The organism is Acidipropionibacterium timonense (assembly GCF_900605005.1).
Classification (GTDB): Bacteria; Actinomycetota; Actinomycetes; order Propionibacteriales; family Propionibacteriaceae; genus Cutibacterium; species Cutibacterium timonense.
On record NZ_LR027567.1, the window covers coordinates 1 to 2,020 of the forward strand.

Here is a 2,020-nt window from a genome sequence, read left to right on the forward strand (position 1 = left end):
ATGGAGGGCCTTGCGATTCACGAGGACGGGACCTAGACACTCCGATCCTCGCGCAGGGTCCTCCCCTCACGCACTCCGGGCCGCCATCACAGGAACCCCACAACTACACCCTGGATCCTGAAGAGCCAGAATCTGCTCCGGCCGCACTCGTTTCGGCGGCTCGTGGTGCTGGTGTGGACGTTGATAATGCTCGTGCGGAGTCCCATGATGGCTACATGATGATCTCGGACAATCACTCATGGGTCATCGGATCAGATGACAGTTCCTCGTCTTCTGGGGCGTCCACGCGTAGTGCAGACTTTGATGCCGGTATTTGCACAGGAAAGTTCCACAATCCGCAGATTATCAAGAATCGTCTGGAATGGGGAGCTCAGTCCAGCTGTAAATCTACAGCCGCCCCAAACGACCTCTATAGGCATTCTATTCATGTTGACCTTCGGCAAGGCAATCCGAAGATTACATCATTTGGTATCATGCACAAAGTCAGTGAGTACACATCACTGAACGGTCCATATTCGCGGGGTGCCACTGCGGTAGCGACGAATCTCTGCAGGAAGAACACAAAAGCCAACTATGACGTGGTCGCGAGAGTCACCGTGCACAGCGTTCAGTTCCGAGCCGTGGTCTCGAAGACCATGACCAACCTGAGCTGTAACGTAGCACCATGACCCCACGAGCCAGGCTGTTCATATCGGCTGCGACGACCCTCCAGGCCGCCGAGGAGTCCCTTGTCGCGACCCTGGACCTGCTGCGAGTCGAGCTGACGGAGCAGGGGGCGAGTGCCAACGAGGTGGCCCTTGAGCTGGGGGTGTCCCTCGACGTTGCCACCCATCTGCTCGAGGGCACCGCGGTGCCCGAGGAACTGGCGTCCTGGCGGGCCACCGAGGTGACCCAGCTTGTCCAGGACATCTATCAGGACCTCGACTCATATCGCAACGGACTGCTGTGCTGCCGCGTGCAGGACCCGGTCACGCTCATGATCTCGGCGACCCATCCCTGCGATGAGTACCGCAAGAAGTACGAGACGCGGGCCGAGACCCTGGGGATGACGGTGTACTGGCCACAGACCACGCTGAGCCTGTTCGACGTGAAGGACCATCTCGCCGAGCTCGATCGTCAGGCCGCGACGACCCATGTGGACCCGCTGGCCGGGAGGATTGACGACACAGACCTGACTGTTGCGGCAGAGTCCGTGGTCATGCAGGACTGGATCGGGAACCATCTCGGTCAGTGGATCCGCACAGATCGGAGAGGCGAGGATTCGTGAAGTTCCGGATCTGCGCTGAGTTCCCAAGACGACCCACCGGCGGATGCCGGTGGGTCGTCATCGTCTGACCTGACTTGATGCAGTTTTTCGGGGTTCGGTCGGGTGTGTTGGTCTGGCTACGGGTTTCGTGTTCGATCGTGGCTGTTTTGGGGCACTAAGACGGTCCTGGGGGCCCGTATTGTGGGGGTCATGACCTATGTCCGGACGGTCCGCACGGGTTCGGGTGCGGTGGCGGTCCAGATCGCTGAGAAGCGACGGGGCAGGCGCATCATCGTGGAGCATGTGGGCTCGGCTCACAGTGACGAGGAACTGGCGGTACTCAAGACCACTGCCCAGGCCAGGATCGAGCAGTTGAGCGGCCAGGAGCCCGTGGACCTGGGCGTGGAGATCCCGGTCGCGGTCGAGGAGTCGTTCACCGAGCCCGTGGTCCAGGACAGGTTGACCGGTGAGGACTCTGGACGCCATGAGAGTTCAGCGCTTGCCAGGCCTGCGCAGGTCGTCTCGACGGCCTCGGACCTGTTGTGGTCTGTGCTGGACAGGGCCTATCGCCGCCTGGGATTCGACGCGGTTGCCGATCAGGTGTTCGAGCAGGTCGTTGTGGCCCGGATCGTCGAACCCACCTCGAAACTGAATCGGCCTGGGTTTCGTTCCGTTCTTGAAGCAAGGATGGAACACGATGAACCAGAAGTACTCTCCCGAGATGCGCGAGCGCGCGCTGCGGATGCTCGATGAGGCCAAGGCCTCTGGTGAGCA

Annotated in this window: 1 protein-coding gene and 1 pseudogene; both read left to right on the top strand. The window is 60.7% G+C overall.

Going from position 1 to position 2,020, the window contains the following annotated elements; genetic code table 11:
* Positions 1-664 precede the first annotated feature (664 nt).
* Positions 665-1,267: an XRE family transcriptional regulator gene (locus E0E30_RS13175; protein WP_130866939.1), complete on the top strand. Its 603-nt coding sequence runs from the start codon at positions 665-667 to the stop codon at positions 1,265-1,267.
* A 189-nt stretch (positions 1,268-1,456) separates the two neighbouring features.
* Positions 1,457-1,897 (top strand): annotated as a pseudogene (locus E0E30_RS13180) (IS1634 family transposase); the annotation flags it as partial.
* Positions 1,898-2,020: the final 123 nt, after the last annotated feature.